At 73.4% G+C, this 18,624-nt stretch carries 17 protein-coding genes; 8 read left to right on the forward strand and 9 right to left on the reverse strand.

The annotated features are described in order from the left end of the window. The first annotated feature begins 287 nt into the window (after window positions 1-287). Window positions 288-998, forward strand: coding sequence for an ElyC/SanA/YdcF family protein (locus ACIQMU_RS05400; protein WP_352241531.1), 711 nt, complete (start codon window positions 288-290; stop codon window positions 996-998). Between the two features lie 150 nt (window positions 999-1,148). On the opposite strand, the gene ACIQMU_RS05405 is transcribed toward ACIQMU_RS05400, so the two are convergent. The 3 genes from ACIQMU_RS05405 to ACIQMU_RS05415 all read right to left on the reverse strand — a co-directional run bounded on the left by ACIQMU_RS05405 (window position 1,149) and on the right by ACIQMU_RS05415 (window position 2,712). Then, window positions 1,149-1,649, reverse strand: a complete 501-nt coding sequence (locus ACIQMU_RS05405) for a gamma-glutamylcyclotransferase family protein (protein WP_352241397.1) — start codon at window positions 1,647-1,649, stop codon at window positions 1,149-1,151. Then, window positions 1,646-1,990 carry a divalent-cation tolerance protein CutA gene (cutA, locus tag ACIQMU_RS05410; RefSeq protein WP_352241398.1) on the reverse strand — a complete coding sequence of 115 codons (345 nt, stop codon included), beginning with the start codon at window positions 1,988-1,990 and terminating at the stop codon, window positions 1,646-1,648. Before cutA ends, ACIQMU_RS05405 begins: the two co-directional genes overlap by 4 nt. Window positions 1,991-2,076: 86 nt before the next feature. Next, window positions 2,077-2,712 carry an NAD(P)H-dependent oxidoreductase gene (locus ACIQMU_RS05415; protein ID WP_352241399.1) on the reverse strand — a complete coding sequence of 212 codons (636 nt, stop codon included), beginning with the start codon at window positions 2,710-2,712 and terminating at the stop codon, window positions 2,077-2,079. Between the two features lie 94 nt (window positions 2,713-2,806). Here ACIQMU_RS05415 and ACIQMU_RS05420 point away from each other — a divergent pair, with 94 nt between their 5' ends. The 4 genes from ACIQMU_RS05420 (at window position 2,807) to ACIQMU_RS05435 (ending at window position 5,839) form a co-directional block, all read left to right on the forward strand. After that, on the forward strand, window positions 2,807-3,610 hold the full coding sequence (locus ACIQMU_RS05420) for an aminotransferase class IV family protein (RefSeq protein ID WP_352241400.1): 804 nt from the start codon (window positions 2,807-2,809) through the stop codon (window positions 3,608-3,610). A gap of 58 nt (window positions 3,611-3,668) precedes the next feature. Further along, window positions 3,669-4,139: a DUF5990 family protein gene (locus ACIQMU_RS05425; protein ID WP_352241401.1), complete on the forward strand. Its 471-nt coding sequence runs from the start codon at window positions 3,669-3,671 to the stop codon at window positions 4,137-4,139. 439 nt (window positions 4,140-4,578) lie between these two features. Continuing rightward, a complete protein-coding gene (locus ACIQMU_RS05430; RefSeq protein WP_352241402.1) occupies window positions 4,579-5,124 on the forward strand; it encodes a hypothetical protein in 546 nt (181 codons plus the stop codon). A gap of 82 nt (window positions 5,125-5,206) precedes the next feature. Then, complete coding sequence (locus tag ACIQMU_RS05435; RefSeq protein ID WP_352241403.1) at window positions 5,207-5,839, forward strand: class F sortase; 633 nt, start codon at window positions 5,207-5,209, stop codon at window positions 5,837-5,839. 30 nt (window positions 5,840-5,869) lie between these two features. Here ACIQMU_RS05435 and ACIQMU_RS05440 read toward each other — a convergent pair whose 3' ends face one another. Continuing rightward, window positions 5,870-6,661, reverse strand: a complete 792-nt coding sequence (locus ACIQMU_RS05440) for a TSUP family transporter (protein WP_402688259.1) — start codon at window positions 6,659-6,661, stop codon at window positions 5,870-5,872. Window positions 6,662-6,875: 214 nt separating this feature from the next. On the opposite strand from ACIQMU_RS05440, the gene nirB reads away from it, so the two are divergent. The 3 genes from nirB to ACIQMU_RS05455 all read left to right on the forward strand — a co-directional run bounded on the left by nirB (window position 6,876) and on the right by ACIQMU_RS05455 (window position 11,190). After that, window positions 6,876-9,464, forward strand: coding sequence for a nitrite reductase large subunit NirB (gene nirB / locus ACIQMU_RS05445; RefSeq protein WP_402688260.1), 2,589 nt, complete (start codon window positions 6,876-6,878; stop codon window positions 9,462-9,464). After that, on the forward strand, window positions 9,464-9,823 hold the full coding sequence (gene nirD, locus ACIQMU_RS05450) for a nitrite reductase small subunit NirD (RefSeq protein ID WP_352241406.1): 360 nt from the start codon (window positions 9,464-9,466) through the stop codon (window positions 9,821-9,823). The genes nirB and nirD overlap by 1 nt, the downstream gene beginning before the upstream one ends. 200 nt (window positions 9,824-10,023) lie before the next feature. After that, on the forward strand, window positions 10,024-11,190 hold the full coding sequence (locus ACIQMU_RS05455) for an alkaline phosphatase PhoX (protein ID WP_352241408.1): 1,167 nt from the start codon (window positions 10,024-10,026) through the stop codon (window positions 11,188-11,190). Window positions 11,191-11,268: 78 nt separating this feature from the next. Here the strand turns inward: ACIQMU_RS05455 and ACIQMU_RS05460 are convergent, their stop codons facing one another. The 5 genes from ACIQMU_RS05460 to ACIQMU_RS05480 form a co-directional block, all read right to left on the reverse strand. Next, a complete protein-coding gene (locus ACIQMU_RS05460) occupies window positions 11,269-11,679 on the reverse strand; it encodes a VOC family protein (RefSeq protein WP_352241409.1) in 411 nt (136 codons plus the stop codon). A gap of 140 nt (window positions 11,680-11,819) precedes the next feature. Continuing rightward, on the reverse strand, window positions 11,820-12,863 hold the full coding sequence (locus tag ACIQMU_RS05465; protein ID WP_352241410.1) for a winged helix-turn-helix domain-containing protein: 1,044 nt from the start codon (window positions 12,861-12,863) through the stop codon (window positions 11,820-11,822). Between the two features lie 843 nt (window positions 12,864-13,706). Continuing rightward, complete coding sequence (gene ppdK / locus ACIQMU_RS05470) at window positions 13,707-16,418, reverse strand: pyruvate, phosphate dikinase (RefSeq protein ID WP_352241412.1); 2,712 nt, start codon at window positions 16,416-16,418, stop codon at window positions 13,707-13,709. Window positions 16,419-16,783: 365 nt separating this feature from the next. After that, complete coding sequence (locus ACIQMU_RS05475) at window positions 16,784-17,431, reverse strand: HAD family hydrolase (RefSeq protein WP_402688416.1); 648 nt, start codon at window positions 17,429-17,431, stop codon at window positions 16,784-16,786. A 26-nt stretch (window positions 17,432-17,457) separates the two neighbouring features. Continuing rightward, window positions 17,458-18,618 carry an ABC transporter ATP-binding protein gene (locus tag ACIQMU_RS05480; protein ID WP_352241414.1) on the reverse strand — a complete coding sequence of 387 codons (1,161 nt, stop codon included), beginning with the start codon at window positions 18,616-18,618 and terminating at the stop codon, window positions 17,458-17,460. Between the last annotated feature and the right edge of the window lie 6 nt (window positions 18,619-18,624).

The following is an 18,624-nucleotide window of genomic DNA, read 5'->3' on the forward strand; positions in this document are numbered from 1 at the left end:
GCCGCCTCACGGTGGGGGCGGGAGCGGTGTGCGTACGCCTTTCCCGGCGGTGCGCCCGCGCCGGTGCCGGATGCCGCGCGAGGGCGGCGGGCGAACCTTTGCGGCGTGCCGGTCGTCAGGAGGGGTGGGGCGCGGACGGCGCGACGGGCGGACGAGTGGGGGTTCTGGTGCACGGGAAATGCAGGCGAAACGGGAGAAGCGGGGAAGCCGGGAGGGCCGGGGCCAGGGCCAGGGCCGGCACCGGGGAAAGACGGAAGGCGCTCGGGCGGTGGCTGGAGGGCCTCCGGCTGCCGGTCCGATCCGCCCTCCGGCTGCCGCAGCGGCTCGCCGTCCTGCGGTGGCCACGCACCCGGCGGGCCCAACGGCGGCTGGCGCAGGGGCTGATGGCGGCCTGCGTGCTGGCCCTCGCGCCCGCGACCTGGATGCGACTTGAGGCCGGCGACCGGGTGGGCACGACGGCCGATGCGCCGGCCCGCGAGGTCGCCGTGGTGTTCGGCGCGGGGCTGTGGGAGGGCCGGCCGACCCCGTACCTCGCGCACCGGCTGGACGCGGCGGCCGAGTTGTACCGCACCGGGAAGGTGAAGGTCGTCCTGGTCACCGGCGACAACAGCCGGGAGGGGTACGACGAGCCGGACGCCATGCGCACGTATCTCACCGGGCGCGGGGTGCCCGGCGAGCGGATCGTGAGCGACTACGCCGGGTTCGACTCCTGGGACTCCTGCGTCCGGGCCAAGAAGATCTTCGGGGTCGACCGGGCGGTGCTGGTGAGCCAGGGCTTCCACATCCACCGGGCGGTCACGCTCTGCCGGTCCGCCGGAATCGACGCGTACGGCGTCGGGGTCGACGAACCACGGGACGTCACCTGGTACTACGGCGGCGCCCGGGAGCTGGCGGCCTCGGGCAAGGCGGCCCTGGACGCCCTGCTCCGGCCCGACCCGCGCTTCCTGGGCCCCCAGGAGCCGGGCGTGCGGGAGGCGCTGGCGGCCGGCGCGCGCTGACGGGCCCTGGGGACGCGGCCCGGGAACGCCCGCACCCGCGCCCCGGGCACCGCGAGGGCCGGGTCCGCCGGACGGGTGGCGCCCGACGCCAGGGGGAACGGGACGGGTAGCCCCCGACGCTACGGGGAACCGGACGGGTAGCCCCCGACGTCAGGGGGCGCCCGCGCCGCCGGGTGCGCGTCCGGTGGTCCACCGCCCGCCGGGGACGAGGACGCCGCCGGTCCGCAGCGAACGGGTGACGGCGGCCGCTGCGAGGTAGACCCAGGCCCGCACGGACGCGGGCGCGCCGCCGCCCGACTCCCCCGCTCCCGGCAGCTCGACCTCCCGGACGACGCGTTCGTACAGGTTGCGGGGGTGCCCGGGGCCGAGGAACTCCTCCAGCTGGTCCAGCAGCCCGAGAAGTTCCCCGTACACCCCCGGCGCGGCGACGAGCAGCGTGCCGTGGACGCGGCCGTGGCCCTCGACGGCGTACGGGTAGCCGGGGCCCTCGTAGAGCAGGGCCCGGGGCAGCACGGCCGGCCGCTCCTCCGCCGCGCGGCCCCGGAGGAACAGGTCGTGGTTGGGTTCGCCCGGCAGCAGCGTCCCGTACACGAAGAAGGGCAGTCCGGCGCCAGGGCCGCCGGGACCGGCCGTGGTCACGGCCGCCGTCACAGGGCTGCGGGGGGCGCCGTCTCCGCCGTCACCCAGCCGAGGTAGCGGGCGCTGCCCCGGATCACCGGCAGCGCGATGATCTCCGGCGTGTCGTAGTCGTGCTCCCGCTGGAGGTGTTCCTCCAGCTCGTCGTAGCGCTCCGCCGTCGTCTTGAAGAGGACCTGCCACTCCTCTGACGTCTCGATGGCGTTCTGCCACCGGTAGACGGAGGCGACGGGGGCGGAGACCTGTGCGCAGGCCGCCAGCCTGGCCTCCACCGCCGACCGGGCGAGGGCGTGGGCCTTGTCCTCGCTGTCGGTCGTGGTCATTACGGTCAGCCAGGCGGCCGGCGGCGCTGTCATCGTGGGTCTCCTCGGAGTACGGCGGGCTCTTCGCCCACGGGCCTTCGCACCATGGGCCTTCGCTGCGATTGTGGGCCCACGGCGGGTCAGCCGCCGTACGGACGGAGATTCCTGGCGTCGCGCAGGGCGGTGCCCCACCACACCAGCTGGTCCAGCAGCGTCTTGGCCGCCGCGTCGGCGGGGCCCGGGTCCAGGTGGCGCCCCTCGTCGTCGAAGAGGGCCCCGGCGTTGTGGAAGGACACGGTGTCGCGGACGGTGACGGCGTGCAGTTCGGCGAAGACCTGGCGGAGGTGTTCGACGGCCCGCAGCCCGCCGGAGATGCCGCCGTACGAGACGAAGGCGACGGGTTTGGCCTGCCATTCCGGGTTGTGCCAGTCGATGAGGTTCTTCAGCGGTGCGGGGTAGGAGTGGTTGTACTCGGGAGTGAGGACGACGAAGGCGTCGGCTGCCGCCAGCCGCGCGGAGACCGCGCCGAGCCGCGCCGCCTCCTCGGGCCCGGGGCTGAAGGTGATCGCGGTGGGGAGGCCGGCCTCGGCGACGTCGATCAGCTCGGTCTCGACGCCGGGGTGGCTCGCCGCGCGGGCCAGGAACCAGTCGGCGACGACGGGTCCGAAGCGGCCGTCGCGGTTGCTGCCGAGGATGACGGCCACCTTGAGGGGGGCGGGCCCGGTCGCGGGCGTGGTGGATGCGGTGGGCGATGTGGTCGCTGCTGCGGTGTCCATGGCGTCGAGCTTTCTGCCTCAACCTTGGTTGAGGTCAAGCCCCTCCGTCCGGAGCCGTCGGCCCGGAAGCGGACGGCCCGTCTACGGTGGCCGCATGACGACGCACCCGCCCCTCCCCCACATCGAGTTCGACGGCCGGCCGGCCACCGGGGAGGACCTGCGGATCCCCGCGCTGTACGGCTTCGGCCACTTCACCGCCCTGCAGGTGCGCGACGGCAGGACGCGGGGCCTGGGGCTCCACCTCGCCCGCCTGGACGCCGCGAACCGGGAACTGTTCGAACTGCCGGTGGACGGCGACCGGGTCCGGGAGCTGATCCGGCACGCGCTGGACGGCGCGGGGCGGCGGGACGCCTCGGTGCGGGTGAACGGCTATCTGCCGCCCGGAGCGAGGCGCACGACCCTGATGGTCACGGTCCGGGAGCCCGCCGTCATGCCTGCCGGGGCGAGGAGCCTGATGTCGGTGCCGTACACGCGCACGGCCCCGCACCTCAAGCGCCCGGGCGAGTTCGGGCAGACCTACTACGGGATTCTCGCCCGGCGGGCGGGGTTCGACGAGGCGCTGCTGACCGCGCCGGGCCAGATGGTGGCCGAGGGAGCGATCACCAACATCGGCTTCTGGGACGGGACCTCGGTGGTGTGGCCGGACGCCCCGGCGCTCGCCGGCATCACGATGACCCTGCTGGCGCGGGGACTGGAGCGGGACGGACGGCCGTCGGTGCGCCGCCCGGTGACCCTGGAGGGCCCGGACGGGGTGGGCCGCTACCGCGCGGCTTTCGTCTGCAACTCGCAGGGCGTCGCACCGGTGCGGCGGATCGACGGTACCGGGTTCACGGTGGACGAGGAGTTGATGAGGGACCTGGACGCGGTGTACGGGAGCGCCCCGGAGGAGGCCGTGTGAGTCGGCCCGTACGGATCGGCGAGGCCGCCGGAGGCCGCTGTGCCGGACCATGGGGGGCATGCAGATCCATATCGAGGGCTCAGCCCTCCCCGGCCGCAGCTGCGGTCCGGACAGCGACTTCCCCGGGTACGCGAACATCCACGTCGCCGTCCAGCGCAAGGACCGGCCGGGCGAGCTGCTCGACCCGCACCCCGGGGACGCCCCTTCCGCCTCGTGGGTCCTCGACTGCACGGCCACCGCGACGGCGGACGGGATCGAGGTGTCCGGGCCCTACGTCCAGAACCGGCTGGGCGGGCGGTTCGTCTATCTGTCGTGGGGCACGGTCGACGGGGCCGGGGTCTTCGCCATGTTCCGGCGGGCCAAGCTGATGTTCGATGACATCGACCCCGCCGTCCTCGAAGCCGCCGTGCGCTCCGGACGTCTCACCGGCCGGCTCGGGCTCACCGACGCCAAGGGGCAGCCGCTGTGCGCCCGGGTGCGTCCGCCGCGCATCGCCTGGAGTGCCACGGGCGGCGCGGCCCCGGTGTGAACGCCGCCGGACGCGATCCACGTGGGCCACGGCCGGGGCGCCGCCGGGAGGGTGCGGGTGCGGCCCCGGGCCGGACGTGGAGGCGGATCGACACCGCCCCCACCGGTCCCGGGGGGTGGACCGGTGGGGGCGGGTGCCGTGGGGGGCGGAAATCCGTCCCGTGGGGGGTGTCTTGCGTGTGCCCCCGCCCCCCGGGGCCACACATGTGACCTGCATCACATGTGGGCCTCGCGCCTCACCCGATCGGCACCCGGGCCGCCGACGCGGACCGTTCGGCCCAGCCGCGCTGCCGCGACCTGCGGCGTTCCGCCCCGGCAAGGGTGCCGCGCCGGTCCGTACGGGTGAAAGCTGACTTCACGTCAGGAGGCGCGGCGGCCCGTGTCCCCGTTGGCTCGGGGGCAGGACACACCCGCTCGCGCCGTCTGCCCGGAGGATCCCCATGCGCAGTCCCGCCCGCCTCGTGACCGGCACCGTCGGTGCCGCGTTCACCGTCATCGCGTTCGGTCTCACCGCCGCCGCTCCGTCCGCGTACGCGGGCGACTTCGGCCGTCTGGAGATCACCCCGGCAACCGCGGCCCCCGGCGCCACCGTCACCGTGAACACCACCGCCTGCGGCAAGAAGGGCTCGGGCATCGGCGACGCCAACTCCCTGGACGCCGGGGACTTCGAGGTCAGCCCCGGCACCCACAAGGAGGTCGTCGTCGGCCGGTTCACCGTGCCGCACGACACCCGGCCCGGCACCTACGAGATCATCGTCTCCTGCGACAACGGCAAGGAGGCGGTCGGCGACCTCAAGGTGCTCGGCGGCGGCAAGCACGAGAAGCCCGTCCACGACCGCCCGTCCGGCCATGTGCGGACCGGGGTCGGCGGCAGCGTCGAACCGAACTCCACGCAGGTCGCGCTCGGCGTCGGCGTGATCGGCCTGGCGGCCGTCGGCGGGCTGTGGCTGCTGCGCCGCCGCTCCGAGGGCACCGAAGGAAGCTGACCCGCCGCTTCCCCCCTGACCGGGCGGGGCGCGTCCCCGAGCGCGCCCCGCCCGCCCCGGACCACCGACCGAGGACGACGCCGTGTCACCGAGCGCGCAGAAGGCCAGGGGCTGGCTGGTGGGCATCGCCGTGCTGTGCGGCATCTGGCTCATCCAGAACGGCCCCGGCGGCCAGCTGATCCCGCCGCAGCCCTCCAGCGCCCAGGCGTTCGCCGCCGGGCCCCAGCTCCAGCCCGGCTCCCCGGTCGCCGAGCCGCTGAACTCCTCCGAGCCGGTCCGCATCCGCATCCCGAGCATCGAGGTGGACGCGCCGATGACCCGGCTGGGGCTGGCCGCCGACGGCAGCCTCGACGTACCGCCGGACGAGGACCGCAACCTGGCGGGCTGGTACGAGGGCGGCGTCCCGCCCGGCGCACTGGGCACCGCGATCGTCGCGGGGCACGTGGACAACGCGGAGGGCCCGTCCGTCTTCTACGCCCTGGGAGCCCTGACCAAGGGGACCGAGGTCGAGGTGGTCCGCGAGGACGGGCGCACGGCCGTGTTCTCGATCGACGCCATCGAGGTCTACGACAACGACGACTTCCCCGACCAGCGCGTCTACGGCGACACGCCGCACGCCTCACTCCGGCTGATCACCTGCGGCGGCGGCTTCTCCGAGGAGACCGGCTACCAGGGCAACGTGGTGGCGTACGCGCACCTCACCGACGTGCGCTGAGCCGGCCGCGGTGACAAGGACCCGCGGGCGCTACGCGTTCCACTGGTCGAAACCCAGCTTGGCGACCAGCGAGAGCACCACGGTCAGCAGGACCGCCCGGACGAAGCCGCTCCCCCGGCTCAGTGCCATCCGGGCCCCGGCCATCCCGCCCGCCAGGTTGAAGAGCGCCATCACGGCCGCGAGCCGCCACAGCACGGTGCCCTGGTACGCGAACATCGCCAGCGCCCCCGCGTTGGTGCACACGTTGACGATCTTCGCGGTGGCCGACGCGGTCACCAGGTCCAGATGGAGCACGGCGGTCAGCGCCAGCACCAGGAAGGTGCCCGTGCCCGGGCCGAACAGTCCGTCGTAGAAGCCGATACCGCCGCCGACCAGCACGATCGCCGTGATGATCCGGGCCCGGGTGACCGGACGTTCCGTGCCGTCGCCCGCCGCTGCCGTGCCGAAGGACGGGCGCAGCAGCACGAAGGCCGCCACCCCGAGCAGCACGACCATGATGACCGGGCGGAGCAGGTCGCTGCTGATCCCGGCGGCGAAGAACGCCCCGGTCATCGACCCGGCGAGCGCCATCAGCCCGACGCGCACAGCCAGCCCCACCCGTACCGGGGCCTTGCGCAGGAAGGTGACCGCCGCGCCCGTGGTGCCCACGATCGCGACGGCCTTGTTGGTGCCGAGGACATGGGCCGCCGGGACCTGCGGCATGCCGAGCAGCAGCGCGGGCAGGAGCAGCAGTCCGCCGCCGCCCACCACCGCGTCGATCCAGCCCGCGGCGGCCGCGGCGAGGCAGAGCAGAACGAGGGTCGTCAGGGTTATGTCAGGCACGACCCGACATTAGACGCCTGTCGCGGGAGCGCCCTCCCCGGTCCGGCCCCCCTCCCGGTCCGCCCCCCGGTCCGCTCGGGCCGGCCCGCCCCCTCACAGGGCCTCGGCGCGCTCGCTGAGCGCAAGGTTCCGCCCGGGAAACAGGCGGGATGCGGCCGGGTAACACCGTCCGCCCAGGCTCATGGCATGAGGACAACCGACGGAGGCCACGGAGATGCCTGAGCCCACCACCCCGAACGCCAAGGCGCACACCGCCGTTCCGACGATCGTGGTCGTCGGGCACGGCATGGTCGGCCAGCGGTTCCTGGAGGCCCTGGCGGACCGCGGGCTGACCCCCGCGGCCGGCCGCGCCCGGATCGTCGTGCTCTGCGAGGAGCCCCGGCCCGCCTACGACCGGGTGCGGCTCAGCTCGTACTTCACCGGCAGCACCCCCGCGGACCTCTCGTTGGCCGAGCCGGACTTCACGGCCCGCCACGGTATCGAGCTGTACGTCGGGGACCCGGCGTCCGGCGTCGACCGGGCGGCGCGGACGGTGACCGCGCGGTCCGGGGCGGTGTTCCCGTACGACACGCTGGTGCTGGCGACGGGCTCGTACCCGTTCGTGCCGCCGGTGCCGGGGAAGGACGCCCGGGGCTGTTTCGTGTACCGGACCATCGAGGACCTCCTCGCGATCGAGGAGTACGCGAAGGGGGCGGCGACCGGTGCGGTGGTGGGCGGCGGGCTGCTCGGCCTGGAGGCGGCCGGGGCTCTGAAGGGACTCGGGCTGAACACCCACGTGGTGGAGTTCGCGCCCCGGCTGATGCCCGTCCAGGTGGACGAGGGCGGGGGCGCGGCGCTGCTGCGGACGGTCGAGGAGATGGGGCTGGCCGTCCATACGGGGGTCGGGACACTGGAGGTCACCACCGGGGAGGACGGGGCCGCGACCGGGATGGCCCTGTCGGACGGCTCCTCGCTCGACGTCGACCTGGTGGTCTTCTCGGCGGGTGTGCGGCCCCGGGACCAGCTGGCCCGGGACTGCGGCCTGGCGGTCGGGGAACGCGGCGGGATCGTCGTGGACGCGCAGTGCCGGACGTCGGACCCGGCGGTGTTCGCGATCGGCGAGTGCGCGCTGGCCGCCGACGGCCGCGTGTACGGGCTGGTGGCGCCGGGCTACGAGATGGCCCAGGCGGCGGCCGAGGTGATCGCGGGCGGCCGGTCCGCGTTCACCGGGGCGGACCTGTCGACGAAGCTGAAGCTGCTCGGCGTGGACGTGGCCTCCTTCGGAGACGCGCACGGGACGGCCGAGGGGGCGCTCGACGTGGTGTACTCCGACGCCCGGTCGGGGGTCTACAAGAAGCTGGTGATCGGGCGGGACGGGACCCTGCTCGGCGGGGTCCTGGTCGGGGACGCGGACCAGTACGGCATGCTCCGCCCGATGACGGGCACCGTGCTGCCGGTCGCCCCCGAGCAGCTGGTGCTGCCGGCCGGGGCGGGCGGCCCGGTGGCGCTCGGCCCCTCCGCGCTGCCGGACGAGGCGGTGATCTGCTCCTGCCACAACGTGACCAAGGGCGCGGTGTGCGAGCACACCACGCTTCCCGATGTGAAGAAGTGCACCAAGGCCGGTACCGGCTGCGGCAGTTGTCTGAAGGTGATCGGGCAGCTTATGCCGCCGCCCGAGGACGCGGGCCTGTGCGGCTGCTTCCCGTACAGCCGCAGCGAACTGTACGAGATCGTCCGCACCCTGGAGGTCACCTCGTTCACCGCGCTGCTCGACTCGCACGGCCGCGAGGAGGCACGGGGCGGGGACGGCTGCGAGGTCTGCAAGCCGACGGTCGGCTCGGTCATCGCCTCGCTCGCCCCCACGGTCGGCGCGAGCGGCTATGTCCTCGACGGCGAGCAGGCGGCGCTCCAGGACACCAACGACCACTTTCTGGCCAACCTCCAGCGCAACGGGTCGTATTCGATCGTGCCGCGCATCCCCGGCGGCGAGGTCACCCCGGAGAAGCTCATCGTCATCGGTGAGGTGGCCCGCGACTTCGGCCTCTACACGAAGATCACCGGCGGCCAGCGCATCGACCTCTTCGGGGCGCGGGTCGACCAGCTGCCGCTGATCTGGACCCGGCTGGTGGACGCGGGCTTCGAGTCCGGGCACGCGTACGGGAAGTCGCTGCGCACGGTCAAGTCCTGCGTGGGGCAGACCTGGTGCCGCTACGGCGTACAGGACTCCGTGAGGATGGCGATCGACCTGGAGCTGCGCTACCGGGGCCTGCGCTCCCCGCACAAGCTGAAGTCGGCGGTCTCCGGCTGCGCCCGCGAGTGCGCGGAGGCGCGGGGCAAGGACTTCGGGATCATCGCCACCGCCCAGGGCTGGAATCTGTACGTCGGCGGCAACGGCGGGGCCACCCCACGCCACGCGGACCTGCTGGCCCAGGACCTCTCGGACGCCGAACTGGTGCGGCTGATCGACCGGTTCCTGATGTTCTACATCCGCACCGCCGACCGCCTGGAGCGCACCTCGGCCTGGCTGGAGCGGATCGACGGCGGCCTGGAGCACGTGCGGGACGTGGTCGTCCACGACTCGCTCGGGCTCTGCGAGGAGCTGGAGCGGCTGATGGCCGACCATGTCGCCGGCTACCGCGACGAGTGGGCCGAGACCATCAACGACCCGGAACGGCTGCGGCGCTTCGTCACCTTCGTCAACGCCCCCGACGCCCCCGACCCCTCGGTGAAGTTCGTCCCGGAACGGGGCCAGGTCAAGCCCGATCTGGAACTGCTCGCGGGACCCGTCCTCGCCGTCCGCACCCTCGAAGGGACCGCATCCTGATGACCACCGCCACACTCACGACACCACGGGCCACCGGGTCCGTCAGGCTCGCCCACGGCAAGGACTGGCTGACGGTCTGCGAGCGGGGGCTGCTGACCCCCGGGCGGGGCGTCGCGGTACTGCTGCCGGACGGCGACCAGGCGGCCGTCTTCACGGACCGGGCCGGCCGGGTGTACGCGATCGGCAACCGGGACCCGTTCACCGGGGCGTACGTCCTGGCGCGCGGGCTGCTCGGCTCCGCGGGCGGGCGGCCGTTCGTCGCCTCGCCGCTGCTGAAGCAGCGCTTCGACCTGGTGACGGGCGCGTGCCTGGACGACGAGGGGGCGGCGGTGCCCGTCTACACCGTCCGGGCGGACTGATCGCCGAGGTGCCGGCCGGGGCCCGTCGTCGGGGCGCCCGGCGTGGGAGCTCCCGGCGGGGCGGGGCGGGGCGCGCGCAACACCTCCGCCGCCCGTTCACCCTTTCTTGACGCCCCGTCAATGCGGTCTGCCTACAGTCTCGACGCGCGACCCGCCGGTCCGTCCGGAGCGGCGGGCCCTCACTCATACGTGGAGTGATCGTGGAACGTCGGACCTTCTTGCGCACCGCGGTGATCGGCAGCTCGGCGGCGGCCTTCGGCGGCACGCTGTGGCGGGGCGCCGCCTTCGCCGACCCGGCCCAGCCGGCCCCCGGCCCGTACGGCGCGCTCCAGGCGGCCAACGGCGACGGCATCCGGCTGCCGAGCGGCTTCACCAGCCGCGTCGTCGCCCGTTCGGGGCAGACCGTGCCCGGCACCTCCTACCGCTGGCACAGCGCGCCCGACGGCGGGGCGACGTACGCCGACGGCTCGGGCTGGATCTACGTCTCCAACGCCGAGGTGTCCCCGAGCAGCGGGGGCGGGGCGAGCGCGGTGAAGTTCAACTCCTCGGGGACGGTGACGTCCGCGTACCGGATCCTGTCCGGCACGAACAACAACTGCGCGGGCGGCGCCACCCCGTGGAACACCTGGCTGTCCTGCGAGGAGGTCACCCGGGGGTACGTGTACGAGACCGACCCCTGGGGCGTGAACGCGGCGGTCCGGCGTCCGGCGATGGGCCGCTTCAAGCACGAGGCCGCCGCCGCCGACCCGGACCACGGCTACGTCTACCTCACCGAGGACGAGAGCAACGGCCGCTTCTACCGCTTCCGGCCCACGACCTGGGGGAACCTGGCGAGCGGCACGCTCCAGGTGCTGGTCGCGGGCAGCGGCACCTCCGGTCCTGTGACCTGGGCGAACGTGCCGGACCCGGCCGCCTCCTCCACCCAGACCCGCTACCAGGTGCCCGGGGCCAAGGTGTTCAACGGCGGTGAGGGCTGCTTCTACGCGGCCGGCACCTGCTGGTTCACCACCAAGGGCGACAACCGGGTGTGGGCGTACGACGCGACCACCTCGTCGATCTCGCTCGCGTACGACGACTCGCTGGTGACGGGCGGCGGCGCCCCGCTGACCGGCGTGGACAACGTCATGCGGTCCGGGTCCGGGGACCTCTACATCGCGGAGGACGGCGGGAACATGGAGATCTGCCTGATCACGCCGGACGACACGGTGGCCCCGTTCCTGCGGATCACCGGCCAGTCCGGTTCGGAGATCACCGGGCCCGCTTTCTCCCCGGACGGCAGCCGGCTCTACTTCTCCTCGCAGCGCGGGACGAGCGGAAGCTCCTCCGGGGGCATCACCTACGAGGTGAAGGGGCCCTTCCGCGGCTGACCGCCGGGTGGGCCCGGGCCGGGCGGCGGGCCGGCCGGCGCGGGCCGCCGCGCGCCGGCCGGTGCGGGCCGCCCCGGTTCAGCTCTGGCCCTGGGCGGCGGCCTCGTCCATCCACACGACCTCCCAGATGTGGTGGTCGGGGTCCTGGAACGAGCGGCCGTACATGAAGCCCAGGTCCTGCGTCTCGCCGGCCGGGAACCCGCCGGAGGCCAGCGCCGCGTCGGCGAGCTCGTCGACCTTCTCGCGGCTGTCGGCGCTGAGGGCGAGGATGACCTCGGTGGCCTTCGAGGCGTCGGCGACGTCCTTGTCGGTGAACTCCTTGAAGCGCGGCTCCGTCATCAGCATGGCGAAGATGGTGTCGCTGATCACCAGGCACGCGGTCTTGTCGTCGGTGAACGCCGGGTTGGTCGTGAAGCCGAGCTTCCCGAAGAAGCCCACGGTGGTCTCCAGGTCCTTCACCGGCAGGTTCACGAAGATCATCTGAGCCATGACCGTTCCTCTTCCTCTGGTAGGCGGCGCCCGCGGTGGTCCGCACGGCGCTGTCGATGGTCAGACGGCTTCGCCGCCCGGAACTCATCGCCGTTCGGCGGACGGATTGCCGCGTCCCGCCGGCAGGGGGGCGGCCCGGCTCAGGGCAGGGCGAGCGGGGCCCCGCCCCGCAGCAGCGAGCCGCCGAGCGGGGTCAGGGTGTGCAGGACGGAGCTGCCGTGGCGCAGCGTCAGGACCAGGCCCGCCTCCCGCAGCACGGAGGCGTGCTGACTCGCCGAGGCCAGCGACACCCCGGCCCGGCGGGCGAGTTCGCTGGTGGTGCAGCCGTTGCCGATGGCCTGGAGGACGGCCGAGCGGGTGTGTCCGACCAGCCGGCCGAGCCAGGGGCCCGGCTCTGCGAAGACGGGGGCGCCGGGGTTGGTCACCGGGTAGACGAGCACGGGCGGGAGCGACGGGTCGCGGTAGACGACCGGGGTGCCCCGGCAGAAGAAGGACGGCTGGAGCAGCAGCCCGCGCCCGTCCAGGTACAGATCGCGGTCGACCGGGTAGTCCGCCTCCAGCACGGGTGAGCGCCAGCGGATCATCGGCGGCAGGGTAGCCAGGAGCCCGTCCGCGCCGCCGTCCAGCAGGGCCCGGCCGCGGACGGCGCGGTCCGCCTCGACGCTGGCCCGGATGTGCGGCCAGTAGGGCTCGACGGCCGCGTGGTGGTAGCTGCGGAGGGCCCCGATGAGCCGGGCGAGCGGCTCGGCACGGCCCTCCATGAGCACGGCGGGCAGCGCCGCGCCCGATCCTCCCGCCCCGTCGTCGCGTTGACGCGGGCCGGCCGCCCGGCCGGCCCGCTGCCGTATCCGCCCGGCGGCCAGCAGCTCCAGCTCCGCGTGGACGCGCTCGGCGGGGGTGTCGCGCAGCGCCTCCATTCCGACGTCCAGCCCGAAAGGCTCGGCCCCTTCTTGGGAGGGCGTCAGGAAATCCGGGAAATAGCCCCGGGGCGGGACGACCGCCGCCAGCAGCTGTGCTTCACCATTCAACCGCGCTCGGGATTCCGAACGCCATTTTCCGAACACGGTCGAAGCCCGCCGGTCCCTGAGCCGGTGAAAACTGAGAATCGTTTCCCACAACGCGTCCGGTCTCGTGGCCATCCGCACCCGCGAAAGGTCCAGCCTGGACACATGGATACGCAGCACTACTCCCCCACCTGTTGCATCCGCAATTGCCCCCACCGAAGGGTATGCGGACCGTCACAGGAGGTCACCACGGGGTTTCGGCCAGAAGTGAAAGGTCTCGCCCCACCGCTCCGCACCCGAAAGGCTGTACGACGTCGGGTACGCATCCGGTGCCCACCGGATGAGCACGTGAAGGCCGTGGGGGGCTTTGTGTGTTCGGCGGCGGTGGGCGGCGGTGCGGCTCCGTACCCGACGGGGGTAAGCCGGGTGCGGTTCATGGGTGGGGATCCATGGACCGCACCCCGGTCCCCGGGCCGTCACCCGAATTTCTTTGCGCATTAAACGAAGCAATGTGCTCTGCGCCACATTCTCCGGACGGTATTCGGTGCGCGCTCCTGTCGGCTTGCCCCTGCCGCCGGTCATTTCCGCGCACGGCCACCTCCCGCGTCCCGCCGGGCGGCGCACGGAGAAGCGGGGGGGGCCCCCCCCCCCGGGCCCCCCCCGCGGGGGGGGGGGGGGGGGCCCCGGGGGCCGGGGGGCGGGGGGGGGGGGGCCCCCGGGGGTTTGGGGGGGCGCGGGCGGGGGGGCGCCCCCGGGCGCCGCTTCTTTCCCCCCCCCCCCCCCCCCCCGCGCCCGGCGGGGGGCGCCCCCCCCCGGGGGGGCCCCCCCCCCCCGGGCCCCCCCCGCTTCTCGGTGGTCCGGGGCCGCCGTCGGGCCGGTGAGCCGGTGAGGGCCGGACCCGGTTTCCGGCGGCGGTCCCGGAGGTCGGGCCGCTCCGCGGCCCTGGTCGGTGGGCAGGGCTGTTCGTGCAGCCCTGCCCATGAGGCCGGGGCTGTTCGTGCAGCCCCGGCCGGTGAGTCCCAGTCAGCGGCTGTCACTGCCCCGGGACTCGGCTGCGGCCCGGCCGGCCTCGAGGCGGGCGACCGGGATACGGAACGGCGAGCAGGAGACGTAGTCCAGGCCCACCTCGTGGAAGAAGTGCACGGATTCCGGGTCGCCGCCGTGCTCGCCGCAGACGCCCAGCTTGAGGTCCGGGCGGGTGGCCCGGCCGGCCTCGACGGCACTGCGCACCAGCGCGCCGACGCCGTCCTTGTCGATCGTCTCGAACGGGGAGACCCCGAAGATGCCCTTCTCCAGGTACGCGGTGAAGAACGACGCCTCCACGTCATCGCGGGAGAAGCCCCACACCGTCTGGGTCAGGTCGTTCGTGCCGAAGGAGAAGAACTGCGCGGCCTCGGCGATCTGGCCCGCCGTCAGCGCGGCGCGCGGCAGCTCGATCATGGTGCCGATGGTCAGCTTGAGGTCGGTGCCGGTGGCCGCCTGGACCTCGGCGATGACCCGGTCGGCCTCCTCGCGGACGATCTCCAGCTCCTGGACCGTGCCGACGAGCGGAATCATGATCTCGGCGCGCGGGTCGCCCTTGGCGTTCTTGCGCTGGGCGGCGGCCTCCGCGATCGCCCGGACCTGCATCGCGAAGAGGCCGGGGATGACGAGGCCCAGGCGTACACCGCGCAGCCCCAGCATCGGGTTCTGCTCGTGCAGCTTGTGCACCGCCTGGAGCAGCCGCAGGTCGTTCTCGTTGGCGTCCTTGCGGGACTCGGCGAGCGCGACGCGGACCGACAGCTCGGTGATGTCGGGGAGGAACTCGTGCAGCGGCGGGTCCAGCAGCCGCACGGTGACGGGCAGTCCGTCCATCGATTCGAACAGCTCGATGAAGTCGGCCTTCTGGAGCGGAAGGAGGGCGGCGAGCGCACTCTCGCGCTCGTCGTCGGTGTCCGCGAGGATCAGCTTCTCGACCATCTCGCGGCGCTCGCCGAGGAACATGTGCTCGGTGCGGCACAGGCCGATGCCCTGGGCGCCGAAGCGGCGGGCCCGGAGCGCGTCCTCGGCGTTGTCGGCGTTGGCCCGCACGCGCAGCCGGCGCACCCGGTCCGCGTAGGCCATGATCCGGTGCACGGCGGCGACGAGTTCGTCGGCGTCGTCGGCCCCGGCGTGCATCCGGCCCTCGAAGTACTCGACGACCGGCGACGGTACGACGGGTACCTCGCCCAGGTACACCTTGCCGGTCGAGCCGTCGATGGAGACGAGGTCGCCCTCCTCGACGACCCGGCCGCCGACCGTCATCCGGCGGCGCTTGGTGTCGACCTCCAGGTCCTCCGCGCCGCAGACACAGGTCTTGCCCATGCCGCGCGCCACGACCGCCGCGTGCGAGGTCTTGCCGCCGCGCGAGGTCAGGATGCCCTCGGCGGCGATCATGCCTTCGAGGTCGTCGGGGTTGGTCTCGCGGCGGATCAGGATGACCTTCTCGCCGGAGCGGGACCACTTGATCGCGGTGTACGAGTCGAAGACCGCCTTGCCGACCGCCGCGCCGGGCGAGGCGGCGATGCCCCGGCCGAGCAGCTCGGTCTTCGCCTCGTCGTCGAACCGCGGGAACATCAGCTGGGCGAGCTGGGCGCCGTTGACCCGCTGGAGGGCCTCGGCCTCGTCGATCAGGCCCTGGTCGACGAGCTGGGTGGCGATCCGGAAGGCGGCGCCGGCGGTGCGCTTGCCGACGCGGGTCTGGAGCATCCACAGCTGGCCGCGCTCGATGGTGAACTCGATGTCGCAGAGATCCTTGTAGTGGTTCTCCAGCGTCTCCATGATCTGCATCAGCTGGTCGTACGACTTCTTGTCGATCGACTCCAGATCGGCGAGCGGCACCGTGTTGCGGATGCCGGCGACGACGTCCTCGCCCTGCGCGTTCTGGAGGTAGTCGCCGTAGACGCCCTGGTGGCCGCTGGCCGGGTCGCGGGTGAAGGCGACGCCCGTGCCGGAGTCGGGTCCCAGGTTGCCGAAGACCATGGAGCAGACGTTCACGGCCGTGCCGAGGTCGCCGGGGATGCGCTCCTGGCGGCGGTAGAGCTTGGCCCGGTCGGTGTTCCACGAGTCGAAGACCGCGTTTATGGCCAGGTCCATCTGCTCGCGCGCGTCCTGCGGGAACTCGCGTCCGGCCTCGGTCTCGACGATCTTCTTGAACTGCTTGACGAGCTTCTTGAGGTCGGCCGCGGCGAGGTCGGTGTCGACCGTGACCTTCTTCGCGTGCTTGGCGGCCTCCAGGGCCTCCTCGAAGAGGTCTCCGTCGACCCCGAGGACGGTCTTGCCGAACATCTGGATGAGGCGGCGGTAGGAGTCCCAGGCGAACCGCTCGTCACCGGACTGGGTGGCGAGGCCGGCCACCGAGGCGTCGGAGAGGCCGATGTTGAGGACCGTGTCCATCATGCCGGGCATGGAGAACTTGGCCCCGGAGCGGACGGAGACCAGCAGCGGGTCGTCGGCCTGGCCGAGCTGCTTGCCCATGCGGGCTTCCAGCGCCGCGAGGTGCGCACTCACCTCGTCGCGCAGCGCGGTCGGCGCGTCGCCGCTGTCGAGGTAGACCTTGCACGCCTCGGTGGTGATCGTGAAGCCCGGAGGGACGGGCAACCCGAGGTTGGTCATCTCGGCGAGGTTCGCACCCTTGCCGCCCAGAAGATCCTTCAGATCCTTGTTGCCCTCGGTGAAGTCGTAGACGAACTTCTGGGGATCTTTGTTTTCCGACACGGGTCTCGACTCCTCGAGGACGCGGTGGCTGCCCTGACGGCGAGGAACATACCCAGATCGAAGGTGTATGGGTACGTCCACTTGGTCGTCATGCGGCCGCAACCACCCGTCCGCCAGCGGATCGAAAGGGTCGCCCGGCCGAGGCAGGTGAACTTCCGCCTTCACCTCCTGAAGGCGGCATGGCCGAATCTTGACCCTAGACGCTCACATGAGCAGCCCTCCTGCCAGGTGAGTCAACTTCTCGAAGCCAGCAAGGTGGCACTGAGTGCCACGCCTTCCAGAAGTGCAGCCATGCCTATTTCGCTCATGTGAGCGCAACCCTGATCAAGGGTGGCGCGAATCACGCTCGTCACGGACCCCGTATTTCAGGATTCGGACGTCCCGGAGGTCCTCAGGCAGTCGCTGAGCACCCCGAGATCCACCTCCTCCAGGCTACGGGCGAAGGTCCGCCCCCGCGCGGGCTCCACCGTCAGCAGCGAGGGCACCACCAGGACCGCGCAGCCCGCGGCGTGCGCGGAGGCGGTGCCGTCCGGGGAGTCCTCGACGGCCACGCAGGCCGCGGCCGGGACGCCCACCCGGGCCGCCGCCGCCCGGTACGGATCGGGGTGCGGCTTCGTCCGTACGGTGTCGTCGGCCGACAGCGTGAAGGCGAAGCCCACGCCGGCCAGCGACCCCGCCACCACCGCGTCCACCACGCTCCTGGGTGAGGCGCTGACCAGGGCGAACGGCACCTCGGACCGCTCCAGCGCGGTGAGCAGCGCGGCGGCCCCGGGACGCAGCGGGGCGCCCGCGTCGACCTTGCGGAAGAAGGACTCGGTCAGCGCGGCGGCCACGGCGGGCAGCGCGGCGGCGGCCCCGCCCGTCACCTCGATCAGATGAGCGGCGGTGTCCGCGACGGCCCGGCCGACGACCTGCGGGGCGTCCGCGACGGACAGCCGGTGGCCCAGCCCGGCGGCCACCTCGTCCGCCGTGTCCCACCACAGCACCTCGGTGTCGACGAGGGTGCCGTCCATGTCGAGGAGCACGGCAGCGGGCCTCGTCACACCCCCGCCTTTCCGGCCGCCGGTCCGCGTACGGGCGCTGCGGGGACGACGAGCACCGGGCGCGGCACCGGCGTGACCCGGGCCCGTACGCCGGGCAGCAGTTCGGCGGCGTCCCGCGAGGGCAGGTCGGCCTTGACCGCGGTGCCGCCCGGGAGGTCGAGCAGCACCCGGGTGACCGAGCCGAGGAACGAGGCGGAGACGACGGTGGCGGTGCCGTCGGGGTCGGCCTCGGCGCGGACGCTCTCGGGCCGGAGCAGCACACCGACGGGCCCGCTGCCCGCCGGGGCCTCGCCGTCGACGGGCAGGGTGCTGCCCGCGACCTCGACCGAACCGGTCCCGGTGAGACGGCCCGGCAGCCGGTTCATCGTGCCGACGAACTCCGCGACGAACGCGGTGGCGGGGCGTTCGTACAGCTCGGCCGGGGGCGCGCACTGCTCCAGGCGGCCCGCGTTGAGGACGGCGACCCGGTCGGCCATGGAGAGGGCCTCCTCCTGGTCGTGGGTGACGAAGACGGTGGTGATCCCGAGGGACAGCTGGAGGCGGCGGATCTCCTCGCGGAGGGCGAGCCGCACCTTGGCATCCAGTGCCGAGAGCGGTTCGTCGAGCAGCAGGACCCGGGGCCGCAGCGCGAGCGCGCGGGCCAGGGCGACCCGCTGCTGCTGGCCGCCGGACAGCTGGTGCGGGAAGCGCCCGCCGTGGTCGGGCAGGCCGACGAGGTCGAGGAGCTCGGCGGCGGTGGCGTGCCGCTCGGCGGCGGGCGCCTTCCGCACGCGCAGGCCGAAGGCCACGTTGTCGCGAACGTTCAGATGCGGGAAGAGGCTGTAGGACTGGAAGACCATGCCGGCGTCGCGCCGGTTGGCGGGGACCGGTGTGATGTCCTCGCCGTCCACCAGGACCTCGCCGGAGTCGGGCTGCTCGAATCCGGCGAGCACCCGCAGCGCGGTGGTCTTGCCGCAGCCGGACGGACCGAGCAGGGCGAGCAGTTCACCGGGTTCGGCGGTGAGGTCGAGGCCGTCGAGGGCCACGGTCGGGCCGAACGCACGGCGCAGCGAGCGGAACTCCACCCGGGCTCCGGCGGCGGTCCGCCCGGCCGGGGCGTCGGCCCCGGCAGGCCCGGGGCGTCCGGTGGGGGCGGTGGCGGTGGGCAGGGCTGACATGGGTGG

This window comes from Streptomyces sp. NPDC091649 (assembly GCF_044756785.1).
Lineage (GTDB): Bacteria > Actinomycetota > Actinomycetes > Streptomycetales > Streptomycetaceae > Streptomyces.